This window comes from Desulfurobacterium indicum (assembly GCF_001968985.1).
GTDB classification, from domain to species: domain Bacteria; phylum Aquificota; class Aquificia; order Desulfurobacteriales; family Desulfurobacteriaceae; genus Desulfurobacterium_A; species Desulfurobacterium_A indicum.
Window position 1 is genome coordinate 61898 of sequence record NZ_MOEN01000004.1, and the last position, 25183, is coordinate 87080.

Sequence of the window (25183 nt, forward strand, 5' to 3'; positions counted from 1 at the left end):
GGAGGTTTGAATTGAAATTCAAGAAGCTCTTCAAATGTTCACACTGCGGAAATGCTGGAGAATTTGAATATATAGGTTCACGAAACATCAACAAAAATGGAGAAGTTAAGGAAATAGTAGGAAACAAAGAGCTCTGGGTCAGTTACTACCGATGCCCAAACTGTAACATTATAGACATAGAGATGCATCCTGCCGGCGAAAAGCCGGACATTCCAGAAGAATTCTTTAAAGAGGTGTTGATTAATGAAGAAGATAAAGAAAATACTACCACCGATAGATAAAAAGACTTTAAATCTCTTCTTGATAATGCTGTTTTTAGCCGGAACGGTAAATATATGGTTGCTAACACTTCATCACGAAGAACCCAGAAGGGGTATTATCGCCCTCGAAATGTTATTCAGACACAACCTAATACAACCTACTGTTTTAATGGTTCCATATTTCAGGAAACCTCCACTGCACAACTGGATAACTATTCTATTTGCAGGTTTTAATACACACTGGATAAATGAATTTACTCTGAGATTTCCCTCTCTTGTAGCAACAGGATTAACCGCTTTTTTCTTATATAGCTTTGTCAAAAGAAAGCTCGATGAAAAAGTAGCCGTTCTATCATCAATAATTTTCATGACTACATGGACAGTTTTAATAGGATATTCAACAAAATGTGAACCAGACATGCTATTTACACTCTTTACCTTTCTGTCAATAAGCACCTGGTATTACTTTTTCGACACGAATAAAAAATTGATTGCCTGGACTCTGGGGTATCTATTTGCATCTTTTAGCCTTCTGACAAAAGGACTACCTGGAATTCTCTTTTTCGTTCTCTCCTATGTCACCATTCTGTTTTCAAGAAATAAACTCAAAGAAATCCTTACAGCTCAACACCTGATAGGAATAATTGCAGGACTTGCACCTTTTTTTCTGTGGGTCATAGCAGTATCACCAGAAAAGGCGATATTAACTTTATGGCACGAAGCCGTAAGAAGAACTGCCGTTGATAATCCGTTAACAAAAACTCTAAAAGGTATTTTATTGTTTACTCCAAGATTCACTCTGGCCCTCTTCCCGTGGTCACTATTTGCCATATATGAAGTTTTAAAGGATAGAAAAAAACTAAACTTTCTCCGAAATTCGTTTCTGAAAGAGATTACAGCCCTGATTGTTGTAAATTTAGTGGTTTATCTATTATCTCCGGGCACAAGAATGAGATACATAATCCCACTTATTCCTTTTATATCTATACTAATGGCAGAAATCTTAAAAGATAAAAAAATCAATCCACAAAGGAGTATATCTAACATTCAATTCTTAATGGATATTCTGCTGTTCATGGGCATTATAGGAACGATATGGGCAACCTTACACACGGAAATTGCTCTTAACGCAACAATATTTTTCCTGATCGTTGCCTATTTCATCTACTTTTACGCAATGAAAAGAATAGATATAACCAGCTTCGTTCTCATAGCAGGATGTGCTCTATTCATGATAAGGGGATTTTACAGCGCCTATTTCATCTCTATTGCCCAATTTAAATATCCTAAATACAGAAAAGCAGCATGGGAAATAGCAAAAATAACAAATGGAAAGGAACTTTCAACTTTAATTCCTGAATTAAAAATAGGATTTTACAGCGAAAAGTTTAGACAACAACCACTCCCTTTAAAGAAAAAGACAGAGCTTAAAAAAGGAGAATTTTTTATTACCGAAAAGCCTTTATACAAGAAACTAAAAACGTTTAAATTAGGCAACAAGGTTTTCTACTTATGCGAAAAAGAATAAATTAAGAAAACTACAAATATTGAAAAGAGGTGCGAACATTGAAAACCGCCACCTTGAGAATATTGAGATTTAATCCAGAAAAGGACAAGGAACCCTATTTCGAAGACTTTAACATCCCTACAAGTAAAGGAATGACAATTTTAGAAAGCCTAACATACATAAAGGAAAACTTAGACTCATCACTTACATTTCGAGCATTCTGCAGAAGCGGAATTTGTGGTTCCTGCGCTGTAAACATCAATGGGAAACCGTATCTTGCATGTAAAACACCAGTAGAAAAAATCATAGAGGAGTTTGCCTCTTCACTCATAATTATAGAACCGCTATCAAGGTTTAAGGTAATAAAAGATCTGGTTGTAGATACGGAAAACAAGAAAGAAACTATAAAAAGATTTAATCTCTGGCTTGAGGAAAAACAACCGCCTAAAGATTCCGAATTCCTTGTAAAACCCAACGAAGTCAGGCAGTATGAGAAAGAGACAGACTGTATTCTTTGCCTTATATGCTGCAGTGTATGCGAAGCTTTGAAAGAAAATGTTCCATTTTCGGGTCCGTTTGCGTTTGTTAGGACCTATAGATTTTTAGCAGATTCACGAGAAAAAGAAGAAACCAAAGAGAAAAGGCTGGAAATAGCACTCAACGCCTCCGTTTGGTCGTGTCTTCAGTGTCAAAAGTGCGTGGCTACATGTCCGAAAGACATAGCTCCCGCAGATGCCATACAAAAAGTCAGAAGAGCAATCGTCAGAAGCGGAAAGAAAGAATCCCCTGGCGCAAAGAAACTCTCCCACTATCTTAACTGGATATATGCAACGGGACAAATCAACAGACTTTTTCTACCGGCAGATGTTTACAATAATGAAAAGGCTGTAAAAGAGTTTATAAAAACATGTAAGGAACACGGCATCGAAGTATGGGAAATTCCTCATCTTCCCGACGGTTTTCTAGCACTGAGAGACCTGATAGTAAGAGCACTAGTAGAAGAAGGAGATGTAGAAGCAATAGATTTTAAGAAAATACGTAAAATAGACGAAAAAATAGAAGCACTCCTTAAAGGGGAAGAGAAGTGAAAAAGATAGGATTTTACAGAGGTTGTTGCTTTCAGGGACTTGACTTTATTTTGTTTGAAGTTATAAAAAATGTTCTTAACAGGCTTGGTGTGGAACTTTCTGAAATCAGGAAAACAGTGTGTTGCGGTGGAAACGTTATTGATGAAGAGAGTAGATTTCTCTCTGTCCTAATCAACGGAAGGAACATTGCCGCTGCGGAAAAAGAAAACATTGACTTGCTGATCAGCTGTAACACCTGTTTCATGGTTATAAACAGAGCAAAAAAAATTCTCGACAAAAATGACGAAATAAGAGAAAAGGTTAACGAAACATTGAAAGAAGAAGAATTATCCTATTCAGGCAACTCAAATTTATGGCATTTTCTCCCTTTTTTAACCAGAAAGATAGGACCAAATAAAATAAAAAAAGAGATAAAGAGAAAATTATTTGTCAAAATGGCCCCGTTCTACGGCTGCCACTTAAAATATCCAGAAAAAGCTGTTAAAAATGGTGAACTTGAAAGACTCATGAAAATATGCGGCGGCACTCCTGTTTCGTTTAAAGAGGCAGACACCTGTTGTGGATACCATGCAATATATACAGACAGAGCAACGGCTTTCAAAAAAATTGAAAAAATTGTCAGCAGCGCCAGAAATGCCGGAGCTGAAATTATAGTAACTCCCTGCCCTCTCTGTTTTAAGGCTTTTGACCTATATCAGGCAGAGACTAAGATTAAGGAAAAACTCCCTGTCCTCTTTCTACCTGAAATGGTAGCCTTAGCTTTTGGAATGGACGAAACAGAATCGGGAATAAAATACCACAAAACACCGGTAAAGATATGAAATCCCGCCTTTTAAGGGCGGGAACGGTTAATCCTTGATGGGACCAACTATAGCTATGAAAGCCACTAAAATTCCCCACGCCTTAGCAGCAAGAGCAAGAGCATCCATTTTGAACCTCCCCATCTTCTGGTATTAATTGTAATTTATCAGCTATTCTTATATATGTCAAATATTATAGTTGAAACGAAATCTAAAAAATCTAAGCAATTTCAACAAACTCCTCATTACCTTTAAAACGATATTTCATTAAATCTTTCAAATTGTCAAAACCTTTAAGTTCAGGATTTTCTTCCACAAACTCAAAAGCATCTTCTCTTGCAATCTTCAAAAGCTCAAGATCGCGCCTCAAGTCAGCTATTTTAAACTCGCCTATGCCAGACTGCCTCGTTCCCATAAGCTCTCCCGGACCTCTGAAGGCAAGATCCGCCTCTGCAACTTTAAATCCATCTGTGGTAGCTTCAAGAACCTTTAAACGCTTAATGGCATCTTCCCCTACCGTTCGTTTGGTTATAAGGAAACAGTAAGACTGCCTATCACTTCTACCCACTCTTCCCCTCAACTGATGAAGCTGGGCAAGACCGAACCTTTCCGCATGCTCAATCACCATAACCGTCGCTTCGGGAACGTCCACTCCAACCTCTATAACTGTCGTTGAAACAAGAACCTGAAATTCTCCTGATTTAAACTTTGCCATCACATCATCTTTTTCTTCCTGCTTCATTCTTCCGTGAAGAAGACCCACAGAAAAACCTTTGAGCTTTTCATTCCAGAAATGGAACATATCCGTTGCTGCTTTTAACTCCATCTTTTCCGATTCTTCAACAAGAGGATAAACTATATAAACCCTGTTACCTTCAGACAGCTCCTTTTTTAAAAAAGAAACAACCTTCTCCATCTCATCATCAAAAATAATCTTCGTCTTCACAGGTTTCCGACCTGCCGGCATCTCATCAATTACCGAAATGTCAAGATCACCGTATGCCGTGAGAGCAAGCGTTCTCGGAATAGGTGTTGCCGTCATAACAAGAACATCAGGACGGTCACCTTTGTTTTTTAGCTCCGCCCTCTGCTTAACACCAAACCTGTGTTGTTCGTCAATAATAACAAGCCCAAGATTTTCAAACTCCACTTTTTCCTGAATAAGGGCATGAGTGCCGACAACAACCTTAAAATATCCTTTTTTAACCGCTTTAAGAGCCATATTCTTGGCTTTTGGAGTCATACTGCCGGTTAAAATGCCAACAGGAATACCAAAATGAGAGAAAAATTCTTTAAACTTTTTAAAATGCTGATTTGCAAGAATCTCGGTAGGAGCCATTACAGCAACCTGATAACCGCTCTTAACAGCAAAAAAAGCAGCCGCAGCAGCAACAACAGTTTTACCGCTACCGACATCCCCCTGAATCAATCTATTCATCGGTTTACTATTTTTCATATCAGCAATTATCTCTTTTAAAACCCTTTCCTGAGCACCTGTCAGAGAAAAAGGCAGATGTTTCTTAAACTCTTCCAGCATCTCTTCATTTACCGGAAAAGCTATACCCTTATCTTCCTTTATCCTTTTCCTGACAAGAGCTAACGCTGTCTGGAACAAGAAAAACTCATCGTATATCAACCTTTTCTGATAAGGAGTTCTAAACTCCTCCAACTCTTCAATAGAAGACGTGGGAAAATGTACTTCCCATATTGAACGCGATATTGAAGGCAGTTTTCTCTTTCCTACTATCTCTTTTGGAAGATATTCGGGAAATCGCGGTGCTGCTTTCCTAACAACATATTCAATATCTTTTCTGACAAGATGTTGTTTCAGTCCTTCAGCTAAATGATAAACTGGAAGTATCACTCCTACTTTCGAATAATTCTTTTTTTCCTCGAAAACTTCAACTTCTGGATGAACCATGGTAAAGGAGAGGCCGCTCCTTTTAACCTTTCCATAAGCTATAACTTCTTTTCCGAGCTCTTTAGCCTGAGAAAAGAGTTTTTTGTAAAAACCGAAAACCCTCTGTTGAAGAAAAAGCAAAGTAATCTTTCCATGAGTATCGTAAAGTATAACTTTTAAAAGTTTTTTTCCTTTCTTTGTTAAAGTTTCCACAATTCCCACAACCTTCCCTTTAATAAGGGCTGTTTCTCCTTCCCTTAAAAGATTAAGTGGAGTCACGGTTGTTCGGTCTTCATACCTGAAAGGAACGTAGAAAAGAACATCAAAAATGGTTTCCAATCCCAATTTTTTAAAGCGAGAAGAGGCAAACTTATTTAAACCTTTAACCGTTTCCGGAGATTGGAAGAAAGCTCTTACAGGATACTTCTCTTTTTCTTCCTTAAAACCTGAAGATGAGGAAGAAACGAGTTTTTCCGATTTTCTCTTACGAACATCTTCTTCTATCTCATCAAACGAAAACCTGAGAACAAAAACGGTATGAAGCTCTTTGATAAAACGTTTTCTATCTTTTTCAGAAAGATACCTGTAATTCCTCAAAAACTTCTCCGCCTTATTGATAAAAGAAAGTCTCTTGCCGGACAAAAAAGGTTTTAATTGTGAAAACATTGCAAGCAAAGCCTTATCCGGATCTTTAATCCTGTCAAAATACTTAAAGTCTTCTTTAACCAGCAGAGTAAGAAGCCTTTTAATGTTTTCAAGCGTATCCTTCATAAAGTTCACCTTTTAAGGTGGTATAATTTGTTATAGTTAAAATATACCTATCCAAAGAGGATAACCATATGAAAAAAATTGCAGCCTTTTTGTCTATAATTGTGCTTACATCTTCCTGTGCCACACAACAAAAACCTGTTACAAAACCACCAGAAACGATAAAAAAACAAAACAATAATTTCCTCTATTATTATATGAACTTCTCAATAGCTACAAAGGAAGGAAAAAAGAAAGAAGCAGAAAAGTATCTGAAAAAAGCACTAAAAGCCAGACCAAACGACACAGAATTAAAATTAACAGCCGCTATGTTCTACGCATCAACCGGTAACCTGGAAAAAGCAATAAAGATAACAAAATCAATAAAAACAAATAACGAAAAAACACTCCGACTACTTGGAAAACTCCTCATAATGAACGGTCTGGACAAACAAGCCACCAGCGTTTTTTTAAAATTAACCAAAAAATCAAACAAACCTGAAGACTACATAATCTGCGGCAAGCTCCTGATAGGCCAAAAACGCTACAAAAAAGCAACTGAAATATTGAACAAAGGGATTCACCTGGCCCCTGAAAACCCGCTTCTTAACTTCCTTGCAGGATACAGTTACTACAAGCTAAAGCAGTATAAAGAGGCTACAAAATATCTTATAAAAGCTGCCAGGCTCAACCCGGAAATAGATGATGCATACCAATTCCTGGAAGAAATCTATCAAAAAACACACGATAAAAGAATAAAAAGATTCTTTGAAAAGCTATGCAGAAACAAAAACGCACCGCTACCAGCGCTCAGGGAACTTGCAAAAATATACATAATAGACGGTGAAAAAGGAAAAGCCGTAAAAGTTTTAAACAAAATAGTAGAAAGAGAACCTTACAACCTGCAAAACTTAACGCAGGTTGCAACAAGTCTTCTAAACTTAAGGGAGTACAGTAAGGTTATTCCAGTAATAGAAAGAATAACAAAACTGAATCCTGACAATCCAAACGTTTACTTTTTACTTGGGCTTGCCTACGAACTCACAGGACAGAAGGAAAAAGCGGTAAAAGCCTATGAAAAGTCACTTGATCTTTTCCCGGAAAACACAACCGTAATAGAACAACTGGCAACACTATATCTAAGACTCGGAAAACTAGAAGAAGCAAAAGCCTATTTTGAAAGGTTATACCAGCTCACTAAAAAGAGCGACTATGCACTTAGAATAGCCGCCATCGTCGATAAAAACGGAAACACTCAAGAAGCCTATGACTTCCTTAAATCACTTATAAACAAAAAACCGGAAAATCCAAAAATATACTTTGCGCTGGCGGTTTACGCCGACAAACTGGGCAGGGAACAGGAAGCGGAAAATTATCTAAAAGAACTTCTGAAAAAAGACCCAGAAAATCCTTCAGCACTCAACTATCTAGCATATTTATACGCAAATAGAGGAGAAAACCTCCAGAAAGCACTTGAAATGATAAAAAAAGCACTCAACAAACATCCGGACAATGGAGCATACATTGACACTTATGGATGGATACTGTTTAAACTAGGTGACTATGACAAAGCATGTACAAAACTGCAAAGGGCGTTTAAACTAACCAACGGAGATACCGTTGTTGAAGAACATTTAGGAGAATGCCTCTACTACAAAGGCGACTGGGAAAATGCAAGGAAACATCTGAAAAAGTCTATACAGAAAATGACCGAAAATCCCGATTCTATAGAGGGTGAAGATAATATAAAATATAGAGCAGAAGAGATTCTTAAACGCCTTGAATAGTTGTTCAAGCCGAAATAAATCAATAAATTAATTACAGAACAGGAAAGGAAGGAGGCTTACAGATGAAAAAAGGAACGATAATGTTTATCCTTGGAAGTTTAGTCGGCGCAGGAGCAGCTTATCTTGCAACAACAAGAAAAGAAGAAATAATGGAGAAACTGCAGGAGCTCCAGGAGCAGCTTAAGGACAGCGACCTTCCCGAAAGAGCGAAAAACCTTGTCAAAGAAATTGCGGAAAATATTCAGACTCTTATCATGTCTCCAGAAGAAGAGCTTTCTGAAGAAGAAAAAAAAGATATCCTCGATGAAGTAGAATCCAAAATTCAAAAGTTGGAAGAAGCAATAAAAGGAGATGAAACGGAAGCTTGAAACTATCAAAGTTAATAGAAAACAGTGACGTAAAACCTATCCTTTTCAAAGAGCACAACATCAAAGGTTTATCCGAAAATAGCCGGCAGATTGGTGCTGGCTATCTTTTTTTCGCGGTAAAAGGATTTAAAACTGACGGCCACAAGTTTGCCGAAAGTGCCATATCCAGAGGAGCTGTTGCCGTAATAGGAACAGATGAAAAATTTCTAAAAAAACTGGCAGATAAAGGTATTACAACTCTACTAACAAGAAATATAAGAAAAACCGAAGCCTTGATAGCCCACAAATTTTTCGGAGAACCCTCAAAAAAATTAAAACTCATAGGAATAACTGGAACAAATGGAAAAACAACAACATCATTTATCTTATACAACGCTTTAAAAAAAGCCAGCTTTAAAACAGGATTGATAGGAACCGTAGAATACATAACCCCTAAAAGCAGAAAAAAAGCAGAAAGAACCACACCTCCTCCAATAGAATTAAATGCACTTCTAAAAAAAATGGTTGATGAAGGTACCGAATATGTGGTTATGGAAGTTTCATCTCACGCTGTTTCTCTTTCAAGGATTGAGGGATTAAACTTTCATGCAGGTATCTTCACAAACCTTTCACCTGAACACCTTGACTTTTATAGAGACATCTTTGACTACTTTCTTGCTAAATACCAGTTTCTAAAACATATAAATCCGAAAGGATTTTTCCTGACAAACAGTGATAATTTTTTCGGAAGTATAATAGAAGGAACAAAACAGATAAGAACGTTCGAAACTCTATCTTACGGAAAATCTGGAAATTTCAGGCTAACTAACATACAGCCTCTCCCGGACGGAACAGTAATAGAAATAACATTTAACAACAAAACTTACCATATCAAAACAAATCTAAAAGGAAAATACAACGCATATAATGTTACTGCCGCATTTGGCACACTACTAAAACTTGGCATTAAAAATATAGAAGGAACATTCGAAAATATAAGAGTCCCGGGACGACTGGAAGAAGTTGTCCCAAATATCTATATAGATTATGCTCACACACCAGACGCCCTCGAAAACGTCCTCAAAACATTAAAAGAGACATACCCTGACAGAAAACTTACCGTTGTATTTGGATGCGGCGGTGATAGAGATAAACATAAAAGACCTTTAATGGGAGCGATAGCTTCTAAAATTGCAGACAGAATAATAGTAACAACAGACAACCCCCGCTTCGAAAATCCAGACAAAATAATAGAAGAAATTTTAGAAGGCTGTAACTTTCAAAAGACGGTTGTTATAAAAGACAGAAAAAAAGCAATAGAAAAAGCAATAAAAGAAAACGAAGGCATTATATTGATAGCAGGAAAAGGACACGAAGAGTATCAGGAAATAAACGGAGAAAAGCACCATTTCAGCGACAGAGAAGCAGTATTAGAGGTAATAAATGACACTAAAAGAAATAGCTGAGATCACAGACGGGAAAATTATTGGAAATAAAGATATACAGGTTGAACGCTTCGAATTTGACTCAAGAAAAGTTAAAGGAAACACTCTTTTTATCCCGTTAAAGGGGAAAAGAGACGGACATGACTTCATAGAAGATGCCTTTAAAAATGGAGCGGTTGCTACACTGACCGAAAAAGTTTTAAATCCACACTTCCCGGCAATTCATGTTAACGATACTATGGAAGCATTTAAAAAAATTGCCCTATTCAACCGCAAAAACTTCAGAGGGAAAACCATAGGAATAACTGGTAGCGTAGGCAAAACGACAACAAAAGAACTGTTATCACATGTCCTATCGCGAAAGTTCACAGTTCACTCAAACATTGAAAGCTATAACAACCTTTTAGGAGTTATCCATACCCTTGCAAATCTCAAGCCATGCGACATTTACATTCAAGAAATAGGAACAAACAGCCCGGGAGAAGTCAAAGCCTTAACAAAACTTGTAAAACCAAACATAGGAATTGTAACCGCAGTAGAACCGGGGCATCTCGAAGGATTCAAAACACTGGAAAATTTAATAAAAGAGAAATTTTCACTTCTAAAAAACACGGAAATTAAGATCGCCCCCTCTCATCTGACAAAAGAGGAAAACATATTGACCTTCGGGAAAGGTGGTATCGCCGAAATTCTGAACGCAAATTTTTCACCTGAAGAAACAACATTTACGGCAAAAGTAAACAACACAACGATATCAGGAAAAGTTAAAGTGCCTGGAAAAGGCATACTAAACGCCGTTTTAATAACTCTAATCATCGGAAATATTCTAAAAGTGCCTTACAATGAAATAATAGAACAGATAGAAACATTCAAACCGCCAAAATGGCGTATGGAAGTATTAAAACTTAAAAAAGTCACAATAATAAAAGACTACTATAACGCCAATCCAGCATCAATGAAAAATGCAATAGATGTTCTTTCCCTATACCAAAACCCTAAAGTAGCAATACTGGGAGAAATGCTGGAACTTGGAAATCACTCGGAAAAATTCCACGAAGAGATAGGCAAATATCTCACAGAAAAAGGAATTGAAGAAGCCATATTTTTCGGTAAAAACAGCGCCTTCTATCTTTCAAATTTTAATGGCAAAGGTTATTATTTTAATAACAGAAAAGAATTCATGAACTTCCTAAGGAAGTTCAATTTTAAAGGAAAAACCGTTCTTATAAAAGGTTCAAGAGGAAATCGGCTTGAAGACGTAGAAAACATAATAAAAGAGAGGTTTCAGTGATAGTTGTTCTTAAAGGAGGACCTTCACCAGAAGCAGAAGTTTCCAGAAAAAGCGCAGCCGCTGTTGTAAAAGCTCTGAAAAACCTTGGATATGAAGTTTTAGACCTTGAACTTGACGAAAACGTAGCAAAAAACTTGATAGAACTTAAACCCCAAAAAGTTTTTATAGCCCTGCACGGCGTCCCGGGAGAAGACGGCTCTGTTCAGGGGCTTTTAGAAACACTGAGAATACCATACACCGGCTGCGGAGTCGAGTCAAGTGCAATATGCATGGACAAAGACGCGACAAAACGCATCCTGAAAAGTTTTGGCATTCCAGTTCCTGCCGGAGAAACCTACTTCTCCAAAAAAGAAGTCGATTGGATAGAGATACCTTGTGTCGTAAAACCTGCCAGAACAGGCTCAACAGTAGGTATATCCGTCGTAAAAAAACAGGAAGAACTCGAAAAAGCAGTTGAATTGGCTTTTAAATATGACACAAAAATAATTATAGAAGAATTTATAGAAGGAAGAGAACTAACGATTCCTGTATTAAACGGGAAAGCCCTTCCGATCGTAGGAATTATCCCTGAAGGTGGATTCTACGATTACGAAGCAAAATACAAGAAACACACCACAAAATATGAAGTCCCAACTCAGATACCTGAAAAAATTGCTAAAAAAATAAGAAAACTGGCTGAAAAAATATTCCACATTTTAGAATGTAAAGGCGCCGTAAGAATAGATTTAAGGCTCGACGAAATGAACGTTCCCTATATACTCGAAGTAAACACGATTCCTGGAATGACAGAACGCAGTCTGCTCCCGAAGTCGGCAGAAGCAGCGGGAATAACATTTGAAGAACTCATCGAGGAAATTCTTAAAGGATGAAAAGGCCACTATTCATAATTTTCTCTATACTCATACTACTATCAGGTTTGATGGTTTTCATTTATTCCCCGATGAAAATTGAGAAAGTCAAAATTAAACTCAACAAAAACTTATGGGGAAGCAAAATAACTGACATGCTAACGGGACAAATATCGATAAACTCTCCTTATGATGAAAATAAAGTAAAAGACTTAAAGTCATTTATAAATTCACTTCCCTGGGTAAAAAAGGCAGATATCTCCTTCATCAAAGGAATATTAACTATTAATATAAAAGAAGAACCTGTAAATCTCTGCATTGTTGCCGACAACGAAGCTTATAATGTAGGAGAAAACGGATATATTCTTGGAAAAAACAAAGAACTGTGTCCCAAAAATAAAACTTTTTTCTACAAAGGAAAAGCTCCATTTTTCACAAAAGATTCCAGAGGATTTCCAAAAGTCACAGAAGACACACTTCTTGAAATATCATTCATTACCCAATATCTGAAATCCGAAAATCCCATAAACGAAAAACCGGAAATTTTATTAACAGACACAGGTATAAAATTATTATATCCTCAGCACAAAATAATAGTTTTTTTAGGAAATGGCGGAAATAGCTGGCAAAATTTCAAAAAATTGTTTAAAATTTTATCCAAGCCTTATTCCGGCTATTATGATTTAAGATTCTCAGGCCTTCTGATTGAGAAGGGGAGGAAAGATGATTGAAGAAAAAATACTTACCATAGATTTAGGGACAACCGAAATAAGAGCAGCCCTTGGCGTTGCAGACAGGAAAGGGAACAAAAAAATCATAGCCATGGCGTCTGCTCCTTCCAGAGGAATAAAAAGCGGAAACATATCCAGCGTAGTTTCCGTAAAAGACGCTCTCAACGAAGCCCTAAACAAGCTTAAAATAGAATCAGCAACGCATCTACCTAACGAGGCATACGTAATAATTTCAGGAACACATACATTAAGCTACAAAGTCGAAGCACAAATAAACTTTCCCGGTATTCAGACAATTCAATTCAAAGATGTAAATGATTTAAAAAATAAAGCGGAAAAAGAGCTTCTTGACAAAAAAGGACCACCTGTCAAACAACATTATGAAACAATGCATATTATTCCGCAAGAGTTCATAATAGAAAATTTGACAGGTATTCAAAATCCGGTAGGGCACAGCGGCAGAGAGCTTGCCATGAAAGCTCTCATCGTTCTTGTTACTAAACACACAAAAAGAACCATAGAAGAGCTTTTAAAAGACTGCGGACTTAAACTAAATGGGCTCATTCTCCAATCCCTTGCAGCATTTTACGGTACGAAAGGAAAAGAAAAAACATACTTTAACAATAACCTTTTCATATATATGGGCGCCGGAACTACTGAATACTTCTACTTTAGAGAAGATAAACCCGTATTTAACAAGTATATCCCTGACGGTGGAAACGACATAATAGAATTTATCTTAAGCAAGCTGAAACTTAACAGAAAAGAGATTGAGAAACTGTTTCTGGAACACGGAAGTGCTTACGCGTTCAAAGTTCCTCAAAATGAATACATCACAATCTCTCTTGGTGGTAAACTTGCCAAATTACCGAAGATTGTTATTCCTGCTCTGGTGCAGATAAGATTGAAAAAAATCCTCAAAGATATAAAAACGGAGCTTGAAAACACAGACCCCTCAATGGTTGTAAATTTGAATAAAATCTACCTTGCAGGGGGACTTACAAAACTTAAAGATATAGACATTCTAACCAAAAAAATATTTAAAGCACCCGTAGAAATATGCCACCCTGACTACAACGTCTTAGACCTTTCACTGACACCTGTAATCGGAGGTATAAACTACATAGCTGCGACAAGAAAACCGGAAGGAAAGCTCTTTGAAGTAAAGGACGATATAATTCCAAAAAGGCACGAAGCCGGCTTTTTTGGATGGTTTAAAAGACTTATTGATCAATTAATCTGAGAGAACACATAAATGGAGGTTGTAAATGTTTGACATAGCAGAAGAAAGTTTCCTGGGGCCAGTTATAAAAGTAATAGGTGTAGGAGGAGGCGGCGGAAATGCCGTATCACGAATGTTTGAAAACGGTATAGAAGGTGTTGATTTTGTCGTCATAAATACAGACGCACAAGTTCTATCAAAATCACCGATTCCGATAAAAGTTCAGATAGGTGAGAAATTAACAAAAGGGCTCGGTGCTGGTGGAAAACCTGAAATCGGTGAACAAGCAGCACTTGAAGACGAACCAAAGATAAGGGAAGTTCTTGAAGGCGCTGACATGGTATTTATCACCGCAGGAATGGGAGGAGGAACAGGAACAGGTGCCGCTCCAATAGTCGCAAAAATAGCGAAAGATATGGGAATTCTTACTGTCGGGGTAGTTACAAGACCTTTCGACTTTGAAGGAAGAAAACGTCACGAATATGCAGAACAGGGAATAAGGAGATTGAAAGAATTTGTCGACACACTTATGGTTGTTCCGAACCAAAAACTACTGACCGTTGCACCGAAAGATATGAGCATACTTAACGCATTTAAACTTGCAGACAACGTTCTATATCAAGCCGTAAAAGGAATAACAGAAGTTATAACAAGACCAGGGCTTATCAACCTTGACTTTGCTGATGTAAAAGCCGTAATGCACAGCGGCGGTTATGCACTAATGGGAACCGGCGAAGCAAGCGGAGAAGACAGAGCTCTTACAGCAGCAAGGAAAGCAATAGACAACCCGCTCCTTGAAAATGTTCAGGTAGAAGGAGCAAGCAGAATTCTTGTAAACATAACAGGTGGAACAGATCTTACACTTGACGAAGCCTACGCCGCAGCAGGTCTCATCAAAGAAAGAGCTAAAAGGGACGACACAAACTTCTACTTTGGTGTTACCCTCGACGAATCCCTGGAAGACTCAATACAGGTTACTGTAATAGCAACAGGATTTGACGAGAAGGGAAGACCAACATTTCTACCAGGATTTACATCTTCATCTTCCTCTTCAGCCTTCGGCGGAAGAAAGGAATCTGAAGAGGAAGTTGTTGACCTTAACATCGATATAGCAAGTCTGCTGGAACAGCTTAAAGACGAAGAGTGATTGAGCTAAATCCTTTATGTAATCACCTGCAGGCCAAAAAAGAAGACCTGCAGGTATGCCTAATCTATCCGGGAGAACCATTTTCGGGTTTTTCAAGCCTTGCCATTTCAAATATCTACTCCAACCTAAACACCATAGATGGAGTTTCTTGTGATATAGGTTTCGGAACGCAAAAACTCAGTTTCTTTCTAGAAAAACCTTTCGTCGAATTTGACATATTAGCTTTTTCCATAACCTATGAAGAACACCTGTTTGAAGTAATCAGAACATTAATCAACTGGAACATAAAACCGGAAAGAGACAAAAGGGAACATTCTTCTCCATTAATCTTTGCCGGCGGAATAGGAGTCTTCTACAATCCTGCTCCATTCCTCCCGATATTTGACGTCATATATTTAGGAGAAGCTGAAGAAAGAATGGAAAAAATGTTTAAAAACCTGGCAGGGAAGAAAAACAAACAAGAATTATTGGAAACAATGTCAGAGTTTGACAACATTATCATCTCCGAAAACTACCGTTTCCAATATGAAAAAGACAGAATAAAAGATTTTTCCGGCGATGTAAAAAAAATATTCCGCTCATCTGAATATTCCCGGAGATTATCCTGCTCTTGCTTCATAACGGAAGAAACCGCATTCAAAGGAATGGCACTGATAGAACTTAGCAGAGGATGTCCAGAAAAATGCCGATTCTGCGTTGCTCAAGCAATGGGACTTCCATACAGGGAAAAAGAAATAGACCTCATAGAAAAAGAGATAAAAGCTGCGTCGAAAATAACGAACAGAGTTGGACTGATAGGAACAGCTGTTACCGATTACTCCAAAATGGAACAACTCTACAATTTATTGAAAAAATACAATATGAAAGCATCCTTTTCTTCCCTAAGAGTTTCCTCAACATCAGACCACGTTTTAAAAATAGTAAAGGAGTCAGGACAAAAGACGGTAACCATAGCACCTGAGGCGGGAAGAGAAGAAAAGCGCATGGCACTTAACAAAAAAGTGACCGATGCACAATTTTTTGACTTCTGCCACAGACTGTTTGAAAACGGAGCCGAAAATCTAAAACTCTATTTTTTAATAGGTATTCCAGAAGAATCGGATGAGGACATAGAAGCAATAGTATCCATGACTTTAAAATTTAAAGAGATAGCCATGTATTTCTGGAAAAAAAGAAAAAAAACGGGGAAGATAACCTTAAGTCTCAATCCACTAATACCTAAACCATTTACACCAATGCAGTGGTTCGGAATGCCGCCTAAAAATCTCTTAGATAAAAGAATTAAACTTTTAGGAAAACTTATCAGAAAAATACCAAACGTAGAGCTCACATTTGAAAACACCAGAAACGCCGTCATACAGGCGGTTATTTCAAGAGGAGACGATCGTATCGGAATAGCTGCTATCAACACTATAAAAGACAAAACGAGCTTCAAAAAAAGCCTTAAAGAACTGAGACTTAAGATAGAACTTCTCTACACCCGTGAAAGGGAAAAAGAAGAGCTATTCCCCTGGGAAATCGTTAACAGTGGAATCAAAAAAGACTACCTATGGCATGAATATATGAAAATATTTGAAGGAAAACCATCCCCCGCATGCTTCAAAGGATGCAAAGCATGCGGACTGTGCGAATAACTATCTGAGCTTTATCACAAATCTCCCACAGTAAGGACATCGCGTTTTCCCGGGCTCAAGCTCCTTCAAAATGGAAGCAAATTCCGCAGATGAATAAGACATTCCACAACCTTCGCAAGCACCAGAGGATATATCGGAAAAAACAAGGCCGTTATACTTCTTTTTTAACTGCTCATACTCTTCACATATATCCTCTGGTAACGTTTTTCTAACGGTACGGGCTCTGTCCTCAAGTTTTGAAACTTTTGACTTCTGTCTTTCTATCTCTTTCTCAAGCAAACTCAAGTCATTGTCTATCTTTCCAATAGCTTCCTTCAAAAACAACCTTTCGTCTTTTGACTTTTCTTCAAGCTCTTCAAGCTCAACCTGCAATTTGGCAAGCTCAGCTTTCGCTCTTATTATCTCATCTTCAGCTTTCGCTATCTGTCTCAAAATTTCCTTAAAACTCTTACGACTTGTAGCGTGCTCCTTTTGCTTACGAAGTTCTTCCAACCTATCCTGTTTATAAACGATAAAATTTTTAAGATCTTCAATGGAAGCCTTAACTTTGCTTATTTCATTTTCCAAAGAAACAAGTCTTTCTTTAAGTTCCTTCCTTTTTCTCAGTAACTCCTTTCTTTTATCCTTTAAACGTGCAAGTTGATTTTTTTCCCTCAAAATAGAAATCTCTACATCTTGCAATTCAAGTAGTTCATCAAGAACATCCATTACATTCATCAGGCACCTCAAACGGCGATTTTTCAGACTCGGCAACAAGGAAAGTTATCTCAGAAAACCGTTCTTTCAAGGCTTTTAAAAGTTTTCCATAAAAAAGCTTCTCTGTTCCGAAATGACCTGCATCAAAAACAGTAAGCCCCAACATAATTGCCAGTTCAGCATCATGGTATTTAACATCACCTGTAATAAAAAAATCACTAACAGAAGCTACCTCTCGGATAAGTGAAGCTCCACTACCAGAACATACAGAAACCTTTCTTACTATTTTTTCTGGAGAATAGTTAACAATCCTGTATAAATCATCAGCAAACACCTTACACAACTTTTTAACCAACAACTTTTGAGACACCGGTTCTATCTCACCAACAAGCCCATAAGGAGGCATTCCCTTCTGGTTAATAATAGGTTTCACATCTTTCAAACCTATTTTTTCCGCAATGATAGCCGTTGGACCAAAAGGAGAAACATCCAGATTGGTATGCATCGAATAAACAGGAATATTTTCCTGGATAAGCCTTAGATAAAAACTTTCTGGAACACTTCTCTCATCTATATACTTAATCGGAGAAATTGTAATCGGATGGTGAGTAACAATCATATCTATATCTTTTTTCTTAGCTTCCTCAACAACCGACTCGTTTATGGAAAGGGCAAAAAGAATTCTCTCTACTTCCTTATCAAATCCTATCTGAACACCGCTGTTATCCCAGGAGTCCTGCATACCTTCAGGCACAATTGTTCTTAGAAAGTTAACAATCTCTCTAAACGTTGCCATACCGTCCCCTTTTATTTCATCCTTCTCTCGAGCTCAACAGCTATATCATCAAGAGTAACACCCTTTTCTACCATAGCTACAAATAAGTGATACAGTAAATCGGAAGTTTCATAAACGATATCCTGTCGGTTACCCGATTTAAATGCCAGAATCGTTTCTATCGCTTCCTCACCAACCTTCTGAAGTATTCTATCCTCACCCTTTTTAAAAAGAGATGCCGTATAAGAACCTTCCGGCAATGTTCTTTTTCTTTCATCAATGATCCCATAAAGCTTTTCAAAAACCTCACAAAATCTCATTCCCATCTCCTTCGGCAAGTGTTCTATAAAAACAGCTCCAGTTCCCCGTATGACAGGCAACCCCTGTCTGCTCAACAAGATAAAGAAGTGTATCTTCATCACAATCAATCAAAATCTTTTTGACTTTTTGAATATATCCTGAAGTTTTCCCCTTCATCCATAGCTCGTTTCTACTGCGGGAAAAATAGTGAGCATAACCAGTCTCTACCGTTTTCTCAACAGCCTCTCTGTTAGCATAAGCAACCATTAAAACGTCCCGTGTCTCTACATCTTGAACAACAACTGGAACAAGTCCGTTTCCCTTATCAAAATTTATCTTCTCTAAAAGCCCTCTATCAACCTTTATATTACACCTCCACAAATATGCTTTCTACTGAGAAGACTATTTTAACCTATTTAATGGCAAATCCAGTTACATCTCTAAAAATTAAGATAGAAATTTTGTATCATAAAGGTTAATTTCAACGAAACCTATACGGAGGTTTATTAAGTGCTGGTAGTCCAAAAATTCGGCGGAACATCAATGGGCAACATAGACAGAATAAAATATGTAGCATCAAGAGTAATAGAAGAGAAGGAAAAAGGAAATGACGTTGTTGTTGTAGTTTCGGCTATGGCAGGGGAAACTGATAGATTAATAAAACTTGTAAAAGAGATAACTCCGGAGCCAAACGAAAGAGACATGGATTTTGTTGTAGCAACAGGAGAACAGGTATCTGCCGGCCTTCTTTCGATTACTTTGAACAGCCTGGGATACAAAGCTGTTTCTTTAACAGGATGGCAGGCTGGAATAAAAACAGACACCGCTTTTACAAAGGCAAGAATCCTTGATATAAACGTCCAAAGTATAAAAGAATATCTTAAAAATGGAAAAATCGTCGTTATTACCGGATTTCAAGGAATAACAGAAACCGGAGAAATAACAACACTCGGAAGGGGCGGTTCAGACACATCAGCCGTTGCGATAGCTGCCGCTTTAAACGCCGATAGGTGCGATATATACACAGACGTTGACGGTGTATATACCGCAGACCCAAGAATTGTAGAAAACGCGAGAAAAATCGACGAAATATCCTACGAAGAAATGTTAGAACTTGCCTCCTTAGGAGCAAAAGTTCTCCAGATAAGATCCGTAGAATTTGCAATGAAATACAAAGTTCCCCTAAGAGTTCGTTGCACATTTACAACTGACGAAGGAACGCTTATAAAGGAGGAAGACAAAGAAATGGAAAAGGTCGTGGTGAGAGGTATCGCTCATAATAAAAATGAGGCAAGAATAACGGTAGAAAGAGTTCCTGACAAACCGGGTATTGCAGCCAAGCTTTTTGAAGCGCTTGCAAAAGCGAACATTCCAGTTGACATGATAGTTCAAAATGTCTCCGTTGATGGATATACAGACATCTCTTTCACCGTCGATAAGAACGACCTGACAAAAGCTCAGAAGATAACAGAAACCGTTGCAAAAGAGATAAACGCAAGAGGTGTAATAACAGACGACAAAATAGCCAAAGTTTCTATTGTTGGCCTCGGAATGCGCAACCATGCAGGAGTGGCGGGAAAAGTTTTCGATACTCTGGCAAAATATGGTATTAACATATTGATGATATCTACATCAGAAATTAAAATTTCCTGCATAATTGAAGAAAAATTCACTGAACTTGCAGTTAGAGTTCTTCACGAAGCCTTCCACCTTGATAAATAACTTCCAGTTAAATAATATTAAATATCACCACTCTGGCGGCTTAAAGCCGCCATAAACATTCTTCCGGGAGTAAAAAGATGGTCTATATATACGATACAACCCTAAGAGACGGCGCCCAAGGAAAAGGTGTATCATTCTCTTTAGAGGACAAACTCAGAATAGCAATGGCTCTTGACGACCTTGGCATTCATTACATAGAAGGTGGTTGGCCCGGTTCAAATCCAAAAGACATGGCATATTTTGAAGAGGTAAAAAAAATAAAATTTAAGAACGCCAAAATTGTCGCATTTTCATCAACAAAAAGAGCAAAAATCAAAATCGAAGACGACAAAAACATACAAACACTCATAGAAGCCGAAACACCAGTAATAACAGTTTTCGGAAAAAGCTGGGATTTACACGTTAAAGAAGCATTAAGGATACCCCTTGAAGAAAATCTGGAACTCATCTACGACACAATATCCTACTTGAAAAAATACACCGACGAAGTCTTTTTTGATGCGGAACATTTCTTTGACGGATTCAAAGACAATCCCGAATACTCACTAAAAGCATTAAAAGCTGCAGAAGAAGCCGGTGCAGATTGCATTGTTCTTGCAGATACAAACGGCGGAACATTATGGTATGAAACCGAAAAAATAATAGAAAAGGTGAAAAGAGAAATCAATGCACCTCTTGGAATTCACGCCCACAACGATTCAGACATGGCGGTGGTTAACTCACTGATAGCTGTTAAAAAAGGCGCCATACAGGTTCAAGGAACGATAAACGGACTCGGAGAAAGAACAGGAAACGCAAATCTCTGCTCTATAATTCCCAACCTTGTTTTAAAAATGGGAATAGAAGCCATAAGCAGAGAAAACCTCAAAAAACTCTACTCTGTATCACGCCTTGTTTCAGAGCTTTCAAACAGACCCCATCCTGATAACCTGCCATTTGTAGGAGACAGCGCTTTTGCCCACAAAGCCGGAGTCCATGTATCAGCTGTCGAGAAAAATCCAAGAACATACGAACATATAAATCCTGAACTTGTCGGCAACAAACGGCAGATAATGGTATCTGAACTATCTGGAAGGAGCAACATTATCAATAAAGCAAAAGAGCTGGGCATAGAGCTATCAAAAGACTCCCCAGCTGTTAAAAAAGTACTTGAAAAGATAAAATACCTTGAGTCTCAGGGATATCAGTTTGAAGGAGCCGAAGCTTCATTTGAAATCCTCCTTAAAGAAGCTCTGGGAAAGACAAAGAAGTATTTTGAACTTAAAGGATTTAGAGTTCTTACCGAAAAACGCTCGGAAAACGAAGAAGCATATGCAGAAGCAACAATAAAAGTTGAAATTCCCGAAGAGATTGCGGAAGAAAAAGGCTTAAAAGAAAGAGTAGAACACACGGCAGCAGATGGAAGAGGCCCAGTTGAAGCACTAGACAAAGCACTGAGAAAAGCTCTTGAAAAGTTCTATCCAAACTTAAAAGAGGTAAAACTTACAGACTACAAAGTTAGAATACTCAACGAAACAGCCGGAACAGAAGCATCTCCCCGTGTTCTCATAGAATCAACAGACGGAAAAGATAAATGGGGAACAGTAGGAGTCTCTCCAAACATTATAGAAGCATCCTGGTTGGCACTTATAGATGCCATTAAATACAAACTGATGAAGGACGAAGAAAAGAATAAATAAAAAAGGGGGCTTTGAGCCCCCTTTTAAAACCCTTATCTTAATCACTCAAGCTCAAAAGCCCTCTCACCATGGATAGATTTATCAAGTCCGTCATATTCTTTCTCTTCATCAACTCTGAGACCGCCAGTAACAACCTTAATAACAGAACCAATAATAAATGTAACAACACCAGCATAAACAATCACAGCAACAACAGAAATAAGCTGAACGATAAACTGATGAGGATTACCGAAGAAAAGTCCTGCCTTTCCGCCCATTGAAGGATTGGCAAAAAGTCCTGTAGCAAGAGCTCCCCAGATTCCACAAAGACCGTGAACACCAAAAGCATCAAGAGAATCATCATATCCAAGTTTTGGTTTGAGAATAGCAACTCCGAAATATCCAACAATAGCTGAAGTAAGACCTATTATAAGCGCTCCAATAATACCTACAAAGCCTGCAGCCGGTGTAATACCTACAAGTCCTGCAACAACACCTGAAACAATACCAAGAACAGTAGGATGACCGTCTCTCATCCATTCAATAATCATCCATGTAATGGCACCCATAGCAGCTGCAGTATTGGTCGTAATAAGTGCAAGTGCCGCAGAACTGTTTGCAGCAAGAGCAGAACCGCCGTTAAATCCAAACCATCCGAACCAGAGAAGACCCACACCAAGAGCCGTAAGGGCAATACTTGAAGGGAACATTGCTGTTTTTCCGTATCCTTTTCTCTTTCCAACAAGATAAGCAAGAACAAGTCCTGAAATACCAGCATTAATGTGAATTACGGCACCGCCAGCAAAGTCAAGGGCATCCATCTTTAAAAGCCAACCACCATCACCCCAAACCCAGTGGGCAATAGGAGCGTAAACAAAGATTATCCAGAGAGCTGAAAAGATAGCCCAGGAAGAAAACTTCATTCTTTCAATTACAGAACCGCTAACAATAGCCACTGCAATGCCGGCAAATGCCATCTGGAAAGAAACAAACAGAAGCGTAGGAATAGTTCCGGAAACACTGTTTACACCTATGCCAGAAAGAAAAAGATGGTTCAGTCCTCCGATAAAACCGCCAATATCCTTACCGAAAGCGAGAGAATAACCGATAACAACCCATACAACACTTGCAACAGCATAAGCTATATAGCTCATACCGATAGTGTTCAGAACGTTTTTAACCCTTGCCATACCGGCATAAAACATCGCAAGACCAGCCGGTGTCATCATTACAACTAAAGCAGTAGAAATGAGAAGCCATGCGGTATCACCGTGATTGATACCGTCACCTGCAAATGCAGGCGTTGCAAGTAGCAGTGCCAGTAGCGCACCTTTTAGCAAACTGGCTTTTCCTGTCTTCATACCCTTACCTCCTTAAAGAAAAGTTTTAGAATCCTACAAAAATGTAGTAAAATTCTTTTTACCCTTCACGCCTAAAGGTAGGGGGCATTGGCACCGCGGCCACGGCGCCAATGCCAGACAGGAAAAGCCAGAGGTAAGTCGGAAACGGCTTACCTGCTGGCACTCTTATGCAACAATTTTGCCCTCCTGCTTGGCTTTCTCATAAGCAACTGGGGAAACTGGATCCTCCATATGGTAAGCCTTCAAGTGGTGTTCTGTAATGTCAAGACCTTCTTGCTCCCATTCAACTGGAACTCTAAGTCCTCCAGCAAGAAATCCTGCCACTTTAGCAGCAATATAACCTACAACTACACCATAAACAAGGCAGAGAACAACTGCTATTATTTGCCATCCAAGATTCACGCCTCCAAGTCCTCCCAAAGCTTTCATACCAAACACACCTGCAAGTATAGCACCTGTTGCGCCTCCTCCAAAGTGCACAGGGAATATACCACAAGCATCATCAATTCCAAGCTTTTCTACAAGAGAAAATACTATCGGAACCTGAGCTCCGGCAACAAGTCCTATGATCAAAGCTCCAAATGGACTAACAACATCCGTTCCTGAACAAATAGCAACAAGCCCTGCAAGGAAACCGTTTGCCGTTGCAAGAGGATCAAAGTGAGAAACAACCATAGCGGATATGGCACCTGCACACATTGCCATTGTTGTTGTAACGGCAACAAGCCCTGAAATATCTTTAAGGAATATAGAGCTACCTACATTAAACCCATACCAGCCAAAGGCGAGGCAGAAAGCTCCGAATATTGCCATAGGAACATCATGACCGGGGATAGGAATGGGAATCCTTTTTCCATCCTTAATTTTGAATCTTCCAATTCTTGGACCAAGGGCAATTATAGCACCAAGTCCTATTGCACCTCCGAGAGCGTGAACGTTCAAACTTCCGGCATAATCATGATATGGAAGTATGTTGGCTCCCCACGGACCAAGATGAACCCATATAGGATAGAGAAGACCTGTAACAATCACTGAAAGGAACACGTAAGCAAGGAAATTAATCCTTTCCGCAACTCCACCTGAAATAATGGTTGCAGTTGTAGCACAAAAAACAAGTCCGAAGAACCATTCAGCCATCACAAGGCCGTTGTGAGAAGAACTGGCGGAGGCATCAAAAACATGTTTATACCACGTTGCCCAATCACCAAAACCAAGACCGTAAGTTGCGATACAGTAACCTACAAACAACCAGAGAGGACCACCAACCATAAAGTCGAGGATGTTTTTCATCATTACGTTATTAACGTTTTTTGTCCTCGCCTGTCCTCCCTCAAGCATCGCAAAGCCCCACTGCATGATAAACACCAGGGCACCCATAACAACAAGGTAGAAAACGTCTGAAGCATCGGCAAAGTGCTTCAGGTTTTCCACCAGCCCCGTCAAGGCATTTACATTCTGGAACAGTTCGGCTGTCGCCATCTTCCTACCTCCCAACCAAAAGTTTATTGTAAAACGGTTTCTCCCCTTTCACCTGTTCTAACTCTAATCGCATCTTCAACAGGAATAACAAACACCTTTCCATCACCAATTCGTCCTGTTTTTGCAGATTCAACTATCGCTTCTACAACCTTTTCAACAAGCGTATCTGGAACAACAACAGTTATTCTCACTTTCGGGATAAAGTCAATAACATACTCGGCACCTCTATAAAGTTCAGCGTGTCCTTTCTGCTTACCGAATCCTCTCACTTCTTCAACCGTCATACCTCTTACACCGATGGCCATAAGAGCATCCTTTACAGCTTCGATTTTAAAAGGCTTTATGATGGCCTCAACTTTTTGGTTGTGTCAATAATTTTGTGTAAACCATTAGGAGTACCTCCTGGAGAACATATCCTGAAGTTCTTCCTTAGCCTCA

Annotated in this window: 22 protein-coding genes and 1 pseudogene; 15 read left to right on the top strand and 8 right to left on the bottom strand. The window is 38.6% G+C overall.

Going from position 1 to position 25183, the window contains the following annotated elements; genetic code table 11:
• The first annotated feature begins 11 nt into the window (after positions 1–11).
• Genes BLW93_RS01915 through BLW93_RS01930 form a run of 4 tightly spaced genes read left to right on the top strand, consistent with a single transcriptional unit; the run spans position 12 to position 3676 of the window.
• Positions 12–281 (top strand): hypothetical protein, encoded by a 270-nt coding sequence (locus BLW93_RS01915; protein ID WP_076712426.1) that lies wholly within the window; start codon positions 12–14, stop codon positions 279–281.
• On the top strand, positions 244–1788 hold the full coding sequence (locus BLW93_RS01920; RefSeq protein ID WP_078058061.1) for an ArnT family glycosyltransferase: 1545 nt from the start codon (positions 244–246) through the stop codon (positions 1786–1788). The genes BLW93_RS01915 and BLW93_RS01920 overlap by 38 nt, the downstream gene beginning before the upstream one ends.
• Before the next feature lie 38 nt (positions 1789–1826).
• Entirely contained in the window at positions 1827–2855 is a 1029-nt protein-coding gene (locus BLW93_RS01925; RefSeq protein ID WP_076712427.1) for a succinate dehydrogenase/fumarate reductase iron-sulfur subunit, read from the top strand.
• Positions 2852–3676 (top strand): CoB--CoM heterodisulfide reductase iron-sulfur subunit B family protein, encoded by an 825-nt coding sequence (locus BLW93_RS01930; RefSeq protein ID WP_076712428.1) that lies wholly within the window; start codon positions 2852–2854, stop codon positions 3674–3676. The genes BLW93_RS01925 and BLW93_RS01930 overlap by 4 nt, the downstream gene beginning before the upstream one ends.
• Before the next feature lie 199 nt (positions 3677–3875).
• Here BLW93_RS01930 and recG read toward each other — a convergent pair whose 3' ends face one another.
• On the bottom strand, positions 3876–6326 hold the full coding sequence (gene recG / locus BLW93_RS01935) for an ATP-dependent DNA helicase RecG (RefSeq protein WP_076712429.1): 2451 nt from the start codon (positions 6324–6326) through the stop codon (positions 3876–3878).
• A gap of 68 nt (positions 6327–6394) precedes the next feature.
• Here recG and BLW93_RS01940 point away from each other — a divergent pair, with 68 nt between their 5' ends.
• The 9 genes from BLW93_RS01940 (at position 6395) to BLW93_RS01980 (ending at position 16754) form a co-directional block, all read left to right on the top strand.
• Positions 6395–8089 (top strand): tetratricopeptide repeat protein, encoded by a 1695-nt coding sequence (locus BLW93_RS01940; RefSeq protein WP_076712430.1) that lies wholly within the window; start codon positions 6395–6397, stop codon positions 8087–8089.
• A 62-nt stretch (positions 8090–8151) separates the two neighbouring features.
• Positions 8152–8457, top strand: a complete 306-nt coding sequence (locus tag BLW93_RS01945; protein WP_076712431.1) for a YtxH domain-containing protein — start codon at positions 8152–8154, stop codon at positions 8455–8457.
• Positions 8454–9902, top strand: coding sequence for a UDP-N-acetylmuramoyl-L-alanyl-D-glutamate--2,6-diaminopimelate ligase (locus BLW93_RS01950; RefSeq protein ID WP_076712432.1), 1449 nt, complete (start codon positions 8454–8456; stop codon positions 9900–9902). Before BLW93_RS01945 ends, BLW93_RS01950 begins: the two co-directional genes overlap by 4 nt.
• Positions 9880–11172: a UDP-N-acetylmuramoyl-tripeptide--D-alanyl-D-alanine ligase gene (locus BLW93_RS01955; RefSeq protein WP_076712433.1), complete on the top strand. Its 1293-nt coding sequence runs from the start codon at positions 9880–9882 to the stop codon at positions 11170–11172. Before BLW93_RS01950 ends, BLW93_RS01955 begins: the two co-directional genes overlap by 23 nt.
• Positions 11169–12041, top strand: coding sequence for a D-alanine--D-alanine ligase (locus BLW93_RS01960; RefSeq protein ID WP_076712434.1), 873 nt, complete (start codon positions 11169–11171; stop codon positions 12039–12041). Before BLW93_RS01955 ends, BLW93_RS01960 begins: the two co-directional genes overlap by 4 nt.
• A 71-nt stretch (positions 12042–12112) precedes the next feature.
• Positions 12113–12751 carry a cell division protein FtsQ/DivIB gene (locus tag BLW93_RS01965; protein ID WP_144443985.1) on the top strand — a complete coding sequence of 213 codons (639 nt, stop codon included), beginning with the start codon at positions 12113–12115 and terminating at the stop codon, positions 12749–12751.
• Entirely contained in the window at positions 12744–13994 is a 1251-nt protein-coding gene (locus BLW93_RS01970; protein ID WP_076712436.1) for a cell division protein FtsA, read from the top strand. Before BLW93_RS01965 ends, BLW93_RS01970 begins: the two co-directional genes overlap by 8 nt.
• Before the next feature lie 25 nt (positions 13995–14019).
• The gene (gene ftsZ, locus BLW93_RS01975; RefSeq protein ID WP_076712437.1) at positions 14020–15120 is read left to right on the top strand and encodes a cell division protein FtsZ; all 1101 of its coding nucleotides are present in this window, start codon (positions 14020–14022) and stop codon (positions 15118–15120) included.
• On the top strand, positions 15117–16754 hold the full coding sequence (locus BLW93_RS01980; protein WP_076712438.1) for a radical SAM protein: 1638 nt from the start codon (positions 15117–15119) through the stop codon (positions 16752–16754). Before ftsZ ends, BLW93_RS01980 begins: the two co-directional genes overlap by 4 nt.
• Here BLW93_RS01980 and BLW93_RS01985 read toward each other — a convergent pair whose 3' ends face one another.
• From BLW93_RS01985 to hisI, 4 genes are read right to left on the bottom strand one after another with little or no spacing between them, the layout of a single operon-like run.
• Positions 16755–17471, bottom strand: a complete 717-nt coding sequence (locus tag BLW93_RS01985) for a zinc ribbon domain-containing protein (RefSeq protein ID WP_076712439.1) — start codon at positions 17469–17471, stop codon at positions 16755–16757.
• On the bottom strand, positions 17449–18246 hold the full coding sequence (locus tag BLW93_RS01990; RefSeq protein ID WP_076712440.1) for a Nif3-like dinuclear metal center hexameric protein: 798 nt from the start codon (positions 18244–18246) through the stop codon (positions 17449–17451). The genes BLW93_RS01985 and BLW93_RS01990 overlap by 23 nt, the downstream gene beginning before the upstream one ends.
• Before the next feature lie 11 nt (positions 18247–18257).
• Positions 18258–18545: a phosphoribosyl-ATP diphosphatase gene (gene hisE, locus BLW93_RS01995; RefSeq protein WP_076712441.1), complete on the bottom strand. Its 288-nt coding sequence runs from the start codon at positions 18543–18545 to the stop codon at positions 18258–18260.
• Positions 18532–18906 (bottom strand): phosphoribosyl-AMP cyclohydrolase, encoded by a 375-nt coding sequence (gene hisI, locus BLW93_RS02000; protein WP_245791978.1) that lies wholly within the window; start codon positions 18904–18906, stop codon positions 18532–18534. Before hisI ends, hisE begins: the two co-directional genes overlap by 14 nt.
• 129 nt (positions 18907–19035) lie before the next feature.
• Between hisI and BLW93_RS02005 the strand changes: the two genes are divergently transcribed.
• Both BLW93_RS02005 and cimA read left to right on the top strand, forming a co-directional pair.
• On the top strand, positions 19036–20247 hold the full coding sequence (locus BLW93_RS02005) for an aspartate kinase (protein ID WP_076712442.1): 1212 nt from the start codon (positions 19036–19038) through the stop codon (positions 20245–20247).
• Positions 20248–20324: 77 nt separating this feature from the next.
• Positions 20325–21926, top strand: coding sequence for a citramalate synthase (cimA, locus tag BLW93_RS02010; protein ID WP_076712443.1), 1602 nt, complete (start codon positions 20325–20327; stop codon positions 21924–21926).
• 41 nt (positions 21927–21967) lie between these two features.
• Here cimA and BLW93_RS02015 read toward each other — a convergent pair whose 3' ends face one another.
• From BLW93_RS02015 to BLW93_RS02025, 3 genes and pseudogenes are all read right to left on the bottom strand, one after another.
• On the bottom strand, positions 21968–23266 hold the full coding sequence (locus BLW93_RS02015; protein WP_076712444.1) for an ammonium transporter: 1299 nt from the start codon (positions 23264–23266) through the stop codon (positions 21968–21970).
• A 165-nt stretch (positions 23267–23431) separates the two neighbouring features.
• Positions 23432–24745 (bottom strand): ammonium transporter, encoded by a 1314-nt coding sequence (locus BLW93_RS02020; RefSeq protein ID WP_076712445.1) that lies wholly within the window; start codon positions 24743–24745, stop codon positions 23432–23434.
• Positions 24746–24768: 23 nt separating this feature from the next.
• Positions 24769–25107, bottom strand: a pseudogene (locus BLW93_RS02025) (P-II family nitrogen regulator); the annotation flags it as partial.
• Between the last annotated feature and the right edge of the window lie 76 nt (positions 25108–25183).